This is a genomic window from Rhodococcus sp. NPDC019647, assembly GCF_044389235.1.
Lineage (GTDB): Bacteria > Actinomycetota > Actinomycetes > Mycobacteriales > Mycobacteriaceae > Rhodococcus_F > Rhodococcus_F oxybenzonivorans.
The window spans coordinates 1-7,994 of the sequence record NZ_JBIRXS010000062.1; the positions used below are offsets into that span (position 1 = coordinate 1).

Annotated in this window: 7 protein-coding genes and 1 pseudogene; 4 read left to right on the forward strand and 4 right to left on the reverse strand. The window is 61.1% G+C overall.

What is annotated here, in order from left to right:
* Nucleotides 1-681: 681 nt before the first annotated feature.
* Complete coding sequence (locus tag ACH49N_RS38670; RefSeq protein ID WP_358278751.1) at nucleotides 682-1,110, forward strand: hypothetical protein; 429 nt, start codon at nucleotides 682-684, stop codon at nucleotides 1,108-1,110.
* Nucleotides 1,111-1,446: 336 nt separating this feature from the next.
* On the forward strand, nucleotides 1,447-1,713 hold the full coding sequence (locus ACH49N_RS38675; protein WP_358278753.1) for a hypothetical protein: 267 nt from the start codon (nucleotides 1,447-1,449) through the stop codon (nucleotides 1,711-1,713).
* 273 nt (nucleotides 1,714-1,986) lie between these two features.
* Here ACH49N_RS38675 and ACH49N_RS38680 read toward each other — a convergent pair whose 3' ends face one another.
* From ACH49N_RS38680 to ACH49N_RS38695, 4 genes are all read right to left on the reverse strand, one after another.
* A complete protein-coding gene (locus tag ACH49N_RS38680) occupies nucleotides 1,987-2,514 on the reverse strand; it encodes a DUF6308 family protein (RefSeq protein WP_358278755.1) in 528 nt (175 codons plus the stop codon).
* A 75-nt stretch (nucleotides 2,515-2,589) separates the two neighbouring features.
* Nucleotides 2,590-3,693: a hypothetical protein gene (locus ACH49N_RS38685; RefSeq protein ID WP_358278757.1), complete on the reverse strand. Its 1,104-nt coding sequence runs from the start codon at nucleotides 3,691-3,693 to the stop codon at nucleotides 2,590-2,592.
* Nucleotides 3,694-3,770: 77 nt separating this feature from the next.
* On the reverse strand, nucleotides 3,771-4,328 hold the full coding sequence (locus ACH49N_RS38690; RefSeq protein ID WP_358278759.1) for a pentapeptide repeat-containing protein: 558 nt from the start codon (nucleotides 4,326-4,328) through the stop codon (nucleotides 3,771-3,773).
* Nucleotides 4,329-4,418: 90 nt separating this feature from the next.
* Complete coding sequence (locus ACH49N_RS38695) at nucleotides 4,419-5,915, reverse strand: HEPN domain-containing protein (protein ID WP_358278761.1); 1,497 nt, start codon at nucleotides 5,913-5,915, stop codon at nucleotides 4,419-4,421.
* A gap of 304 nt (nucleotides 5,916-6,219) precedes the next feature.
* Between ACH49N_RS38695 and ACH49N_RS38700 the strand changes: the two are divergent.
* Together ACH49N_RS38700 and ACH49N_RS38705 are read left to right on the forward strand one after the other, a co-directional pair.
* A pseudogene (locus ACH49N_RS38700) lies at nucleotides 6,220-6,815 on the forward strand (DUF6308 family protein).
* A 147-nt stretch (nucleotides 6,816-6,962) separates the two neighbouring features.
* Nucleotides 6,963-7,229 (forward strand): hypothetical protein, encoded by a 267-nt coding sequence (locus tag ACH49N_RS38705; RefSeq protein WP_397505241.1) that lies wholly within the window; start codon nucleotides 6,963-6,965, stop codon nucleotides 7,227-7,229.
* Nucleotides 7,230-7,994: the final 765 nt, after the last annotated feature.

Genomic DNA, 7,994 nt, shown 5'->3' on the forward strand with positions numbered 1-7,994 from the left:
GTCGAGGACGCACTCGACTGCGCCTGTGGCCTGTACCTCGGCGACCCGACCGCCTGGCAACAACCCCCGACGAACTTATGAATCAGACCACTTAGCTGATCTCGTACCTCGCGGCGCAGTGATTGATTACCCCACCAATCTGCGTGGGATGCGCCGAGCAGATCTCGATGCCATCACCATCCGAGGGGAACAGCTCACCAGAATGCTACTGGCCCAACACTGTCCGGGTCTGATGGCGTGAACGGCCTGAGGCGTCTCTACATAGCGACGTAGTGGGATCGTGGAGAGACCGATGCAGCAGAGGAATTACGACGTGACATCCCCCACAGAGAAACATGCACGAGAGGTGATCGAGGGAACTTTCCGACAACTCGACGACTGGCAGCGCACACCGAGCCCGTTCGTGCCGGGGTCGGGAAGTGAGTTGAGGGAGGATGATCGAGATTGGCCGTGGTTTCCACTGTCACAAATCGTCTATCTCGGGCTGGCGGTCGCGGTCGAGCATATGCAGGCTGTGCGGGCGCACCTCGATCCTCCGAAAGGGCACCCAATCAAGCTATTCCCTTCAGCACATCTACCCTTTGTCGCACAGCGCTAGTCGGTTCCGCGCAAGCGGTATGGGTGATAGGGCCCGACTCACGAGAGATCCGGAAAATGCGCGCACGTACCGTTGTCGCGTCGATGCAAGATCATCATTCGGCCTACCTTGACGGCCTGCAGAAACTGGTTCCTACTCCCCACGAGGGCACCGACCAGGTGGCAGCAAATGTCGCCCGCCGACGTGATGAGCTTGAGAAGCTCCGCTCGGTGATGGGGCAGAAGGCAGTGCTCAAAACTACGAAGATGATCGAAGAGGCTGCGCACGAGGCGCTGGGCGCGGATTTGGCCCGCGACGTTGTCTTAGAGTGGCGTGCGGGGTCGGGCGCTGCCCACGGTCTGGCTTGGCAACTATTCGGTACTCCGGGAACAACCCGAGCGTCCGAAGCGGATGAGCGCGGGCTCGCCTCGTTCCAGGCCGGAGGCTCGTACGACCGGATCGTTAACGGCTACATGGCGGCCTTCAGACTCACCGAGTGCGGGTGGAGGTCGTTACGCCGGCGCGGGAGATGACGGGGCCTTGACGATTTTGCATCTGCATCTGCATCTGCATCTCGCCCCCGGCCCGCAGGATGCATGTCCTAGCGGGCGAGCTCGTGGCCGTTCGGCAGCACCGCATCTGGCGGCCTACCCGGCCAACGAGGATAGGTCGCCGGGACAGAGGTGGGGCGTCCGGGAGCACAGGATTATTGCACTTTATTGTCCAGCAGAGGTGTTATGACGGTGACGACATCGGCGAACTTGCTTAGCCGGACGGCGTTGAATCCCTGTCCGGATGGCATGCGATAGTTTGCGGGCACACGAGAGCCCGAATGAACCGCAAACACACCGAGCTGAGAGGCACTATCTATGACTGTCCAGATTGTTCTCCACGACGGTACGTCCAAGGAGTACGTCGATAGGAAAGATGGCCGCGGGGAAACCCTGGACCGCGAGGACTTCTGGTACAACGTGAACGAGAACGGCGTGCTGCGTGTGTGGCGGCGCCATCTCGACGGCGCCACCTGGAAGGAGGGTGTCAGCGACTTCACTGAGACCAGCGTTGTTGTGATTACCTACGGTCCGGCCGGTTGGGTGAGTGTCGAAGGCGAGAAGACCGACCCCCGGCACAGCTAGAGGCTGGGGCGAGTCGTCGGCCGGCACCTTGGTTGAGCATGGGAACGGGTTGGGGCGGTGGACCGGTTCACCGCGGATGATCTGGTAATGGGGGCCGCCCCACGACACAGACGCGCCTGCATCGCCTCAGCCCGTTTTCACTCGACTGCCAAGCGCACTAGTCGCTCCGCTGGCCGGAGAAGGAGGACCGGACCGAACTTGGACGTCACGCTACTGCGACCATCCACCCACGCACAACCACCGACACCAGCGCCGGGTACAAACCGAGACGTATCATCTTTCCTGGTCCGCGTGTGAACCGACGCCGCGGGCCTTGCCATCCATCCACGCGATCACGTCCAACATCGGCAGGGCCGAGATCTCCTCCGGCACAACCGCGGCGGCGCGGATCGACAGCAACCGGCGATACAACGCCCGATCATCGGCGCGCAACGCCTCCCGCACCGGATTCACATGCGCCCGCTCGGTGCCGAAGACCTGACTCACCACCGAATGTAGGGTTGGATACAACCGCGGCCGCTTCTGGGCAATCAACTTCGTCGCCTTCGTCTGCCCGATCCTCGTCAGCGCCCACAGGGCCGTTTCCAGGTCCCAGGCAGGCCACGCCGGACGAGCGAGTCCGGCCCGTCGTCCCAGGTCCCGATCCGAGCCCACCGCCGCCAGAGTGGCGTTCAGCGCCTCGACTTCGGTGTGGAGGATCGCCCGCGCAGCATTCGGCGAGACCTGCACCGACAGACACACCCGATGACAGACGCCGTGGCCGAATCGCTCGGCCTCACGACGGGCGAACGCGATTCGCACTAGTCCTGTCGGTGAATTCCTGGGCCGTACTGTTGGTTCAACAGGAAGTCGTGCGTCCACGTTCGACTCTGCGATCTACCTTTTAGACCATTGGTTCAGCTCGTCGGCGACACGAGAAGTGAGCTTTGCGAGGCGCTGCTCCATCTCGTCAAAACTCAGCTGAAAGACCTCCTCAATCAGACCGTAGAGAGGCCGGTTAAGCGCCAATTGTGATAGGTCGATGCGAGTATCCGGACCGTAGTGCATCAGTGTGTTGCGCAGCGGTTTCCTCGCTGGATCGATGAGTCGTATCGCTTCCGGATCAGTCATGAGCTTGTCGATGTGAGTGCGAGACCTGTCTGTCAAGCAGTTCGCATGTTCGTTCGTGAGGATTGTGAGACTGCGCAGGATCTGATACACGGTCAGATAGCGGAGTTTGAAGATCGTCGGACGTGAGGCATTGGTGGTGTCGAGACCGAGCAGCTGATTGCACGTGTTCGCCAGTCCATGGAAGGTACTGAGGAGCATGTTGATTGCCGGAGTGGCATTTCCGTTGAACCCATGGCGGAACCACGTCGCAGAACGAACGTCTCTACTGTCGAGATCGGAGGGGTCCATAGCGCTTGCAAAGGAACGGGCGCCGGGATGAGGCACTGTCACAATGCTGCCGAAGTACGCCCCGTACTCCTGAGCGATCTTGTTCAGTGTTTCGCCTGTTCCATCAAGGAACAGTCTCGCCGGCGGGTAACCCAGTGCAAACGTCGTTGCGAATGTCGAATTTATGAGGTTGCCATTGTGGAACGTCAGCCCTACATCGGCCTTCCATAGTGAGGCCAGTGGCAGCCGTACCGGCTTGATGAACGCCCGATGATGCGCTGGCGCAACCTCATCCGCAAAGAACTTGAGCTGCCCTAGAACGCCTCGACGCGTGTCCTCAAACAGCTTGAGGCTGTGTCGTGAGCGAGCTATGAGATCAGTCGCACCAGCGGTGAAGGTCAGGTCGGAAATAGCTGATGGGTCGAGTTTTTTCAAGCGAGCGTGGGACTCGTACGCAAACAGCGACAAATAGGCAAACATGCAAAAGAGTGCTGTGGGGGCCACCGACCTGGCCTCCCTCAAGCTGCGGATAAAGCGGGCCGCGAACACGGCGTCCGCGTTGATGGCATCACGGATCAGTGCGTCGCGAGTCGCGGCCGTCATTCTCCGTCCTCCATTGCTGAAGCTGTCTTAGCTTAGAGACCGATTGTCTCAGAGGTGACTGCGCCAAGAGCAAGTGGTTACTCCGTCGGTGCATCCATCAAGACGGCGCCTTCCGGCGGCGTACCTCCGGGCCACCGCGTTTCTGCTGAGTACTTCGTCCAGTGAATGATCGCCCGGTCGAGCGTGGAGTCACTGAGGTCTATGTACACCAGCACCGCATCAGTTAGGTCAGCGCGGGTGAAATTCGCAAGACCGACCTCGGCCTTGGTGAAGTTAGCAATGGTGAGATTGGCGCGGATGAAGTTGGCATTGTTGATCTCGGCGTCGATGAATTTGACGTCGACAAGGTCGGCGCGAACGAAATTTCCTTCATCGATGAGCGCATTGGTCAAGTCCGCTCCATTGAGGTGTGCCTGTGTGAAGTTGAAGAAGCGCTCACTACCGAGGCTGAGTCCATGTGAACAGGCAGAACAGCAGGCCGCCGATGAGAGCGGTCCCCACGATGCCGATCGTGACGAGCCAGCCGAGACGAAGCGGTTGACGAGGCTCTGCGGATCTTCCGCGTCGGCCCACACGCTTCGATTCGTCCCGAGCCGGCTCGTCTCCGAGTGTGTGCAGTCACGAGGGACATTCACACGCAGGAGCGCACCGGCGCATCCACCGCACCGGTCGGGTATATCGGGAGGCGCCGCTCTCGGGGTACCTGCTGTTTAGTGAGGGAGCGACTATCGCTGACGATCGGACTGAAGTGCAGCGATGTTTGCTTGGTAGAACTGGAAAGGATTGAACTCGACTAGATACTCACGGATCACCTCGGGCTCCAATCCCGCACGGCGGAGCAAGACGATTCGCAAGACCCATGGCAGAGACCAGGCGGCAAGCGTCATCGCATCGATCTTCTCGAGCATCCCTCGCTTGTCGGTATCCAATTGATGGGCAAGTAGATTGCGGGTCTTCACGACCAATGGTGCCCACGTGTGGTCGGGGAAGCCTGCCGTAACTTCAGGTGTGACCGTGACTGCCTCCTGCTCGAGCTCTTCGAGACGAGATAGATACGACACGTCGGTGAGGTGTCCGAGTGCGTCGCTCAGCGCCTTGCGCGCTTCCTCAAGATCGGGATATGAAGCTTCTTCGAAGGCTTTTACTCCGGCGTTGATCGCATCGTTGCGGACCGTGCGACGCTGAGCAGGACCCAAGGACTGAAACCGCTTCGTCCCTATGAACAGTCGGCGGTGCAGTCCCTCCGCGACTGAAGCCATCGTCAACGCCTCCGCCTGAATGGCGACACCAGTTGGCGGGTTCGCGACGACGGCCGCTAGCCCGTCGAGATCAGCAGATACCCTGATCCAGGTCGCGAAGTGCTCGATGCCGAGAGCGGACGGCAACAGCAGCATCCCTGTGGGTTCACTTTCGCGCCGCACCGGCTCCGAGCCGCGGCTCTTCGTCAGCATCGGAATCCACGATGACTCCACGGCGCCCACCCGAAGTTGAGTGGGACCAACGTCTAAGTCCATCATCAAGGCCAGGCGCGCGAGAGTGCGTGCAGGAGATATCACCAAGGAATCACATTCACGGAGGGTCATCGGTTCCTTCAGCTCGAACACGAACCACACCGACTGCCCATCGCGTGAAATGCTCAAAGAACCCATTGTTCCCGCCACCGCGGTCATCCCATCTTTGAGATGCGGCCACCAGCGAGCATCGTCGAGCTGGAATCGGACGGCATTGAAACGCTGATCGTGACCCTCGAGATGTGCCCCGTCGAGGACGTACCTCACACGAAAACTCTGGCCAGACAGACCGGCTGTTCCCATCGCATCGACTAGTGTCACCTCGCGGCCGGAATCGAGGACTCCATGCACGGTGATAGGGGAGAAGTCGGCTACAACGTCCTCCGGCCTTCCGGACTGGAGCAAATGCGTCTCGCCATTCGGGAGGATTTTAGCTGGGGAGAATGCTCGCATATCGACCAAGTCGAAGGTCTCCAGCCGTGCATCTGCCTTCACCCCCACAGTGAGTTCGCCATCCCGGCGGCGCTCAGATTCTGTGGTTGCCCAGAAATGACCCTTGAGAGTGGGATCGCTTCCTTCTTTCGCCCTTACATCGAGATCCTGATGCTGCTCCGTTAACAGGATCGGTCTGCGCGAGCGGATTGCTCGCTTAAGTCGTGTCGGTGTTCTGCTGACCAGGCACTCGACTACCGTCTTCCATCTGTGCTGCATTCGGGAAGTGAACCAGGTTCGCTGGCGGGGGATTCAACCGGCAACGGAATTCTGAGTCGCAACGGCTCTCTCGGATGTGTGATCAGCATTACCCACGACGCTGTCGTGCGCATGTTTTCTGCCGGTGACTGCAGGCGGCAGCGCCGCGGCCGACACCGCCCCTGATTCCGGGCCGGGCGCGTAGCGACCATCTCGGCTCGGTTCCGAGTCGCCGGCGCCTGAGGGTGAGAGGGTGCGGGGTATGACTTTGCGGCTGCCGGCCACCCTCGCGACGGACTCGGATACTGCGGCGGTCGCGGCGCTGATGAGGTATTACGGCCGTCCGTATCTGGGCGATGATGCCTATGTCGGGGCGCAGTTCGACGCCTGGTCGAGCACGGGTGATCGGGCGGGGAAGGCGGACCGGTTCACCGCGGACGATCTGGTTGCGGTGACGTTTCTGTCCCTGCAGGTCCCACCGAAAGCGGCGCGGGTGATCCTGCATACCGAGGCGGAGGTGCTGAATGCCCTTCTGCCGTGGATAGGCCCGGATCGGGACCTGGTCGACGAATCGGACCCGCTGACCCCGGTGTGGCCCGCCTGGGTCCTGGAGACGGCCCTGTGGGCGTTGCCGGGATCGGTCAGACGAAGGCGACGAAGCTGATTGCCCGCAAACGCCCCCGGCTGTGCCCGATCTGGGACTCCGTTGTCAGTCAGGTCCTGGGCACCGAGCGAGCACATCTGAACCCGGTCCGGGAGGCCCTCCGTGCCGACGACGGCGCGCTGCACCGCCGGTTGCTGTCGATCCGGAAGGAGGCCGGCCTCCCCGAGGAGATCTCAGCGCTCCGTGTGTTCGATGTGATCGCGTGGATTGACGGCAAGAACCGCGGCCTCGGAGAGCGCTCTGACCTGGAACGATGACATGTCCCGGGGTGAGTCGGCATCGGCACGTCCGATGATGGACGGTGTGGACGAGGCGACACCAGCGGGATCGGTAAAAGGGCTGCGGATTTCGCTGGGCATCATCGCGGGTCTGTTGGCGGGGTTCTTTGTTATGTGCCGGCGGTGATGGTGTGGCAGCACTACTTCGATGTTCCGCGGCCCCGGGTGTATCCGCACGGGTCGTTCACCTCGTTCGGGTCGGATCCGCCGCCGGCCTCGTATTGGGTGAGCTGGGCGGCACCGGCTCTGCTGCTTGCGGTGTTCGGGTTGGTGACGGTTCGGTGGCGTTCTGTTCGGCAGTTCGCCATTCCGTTTGTGCTGGCGTTTATGCCGATCGCCGCTCTCGCGGCGTGGTTCGTCATCGGGATGGACCTGTTTTTCACCCCGGACTGAGCCTGCGCTCTGGTGCTCAATACTCGGGCAGCAGTGTTAGCGCGGAGGGCTGGGAGGATCGGCCCTGGGTGGACCCGGCCCTGTCGGCAACGGTGCGGGGGTAGTCACCGGTTCCCGAGTACAGCCAGTACGGCCCGTACCCGAACGCGTGGGGTGCGGGCCGTGCCTGTGTGAGTGGGCGGTGTGGGGTGTGAGCTGGGGTGATGGCAGGTCCCCGGTCGGTACCGTCCGGGGGTTGTGGTGGGTGTGTGGGGGTGCCGGCGAGGTGCGGGGGTAGTTGTCGGGGGAGGGGGTGTGTCGCGGGGTGCCGGTTTTCGCCCATTTTGAATCATGTTGGTAATCAATATGATTAGTTAATCAGTTGGTATGGCTATGTTTACATTGATTATGCGCATTGTGCATTGGATAAAACTCGAAATCTATTTGTATACAACGTTATTAACGTTCGATGTGCTTATCGCTGGATTGTGTTGCATCTTCGGTGTGTGTATGCTTGAGGTATGACGATGAGCGACGCGGTGAGGCGAGACGGAATCAGGGCGGGTGTGCCCTCCCGCTTCCCCAGCCCCGTTGGGTAGTCGGGAACCGAATCGAGCGTGTCGACGAAAAGAGCAGGCGAGAACCTAATTTGCAAAACTCAGAGGAGCGAAGCGACTCGATCGACGGCAACGGCAATCGACCCACTGCGAGCCGCGCAGCGGCTCCTGCGGGGAGCGGAGCGACCCGGCCGTCTCCCGGAGCGAAGCGACGGGTGCAGCGCCGCGG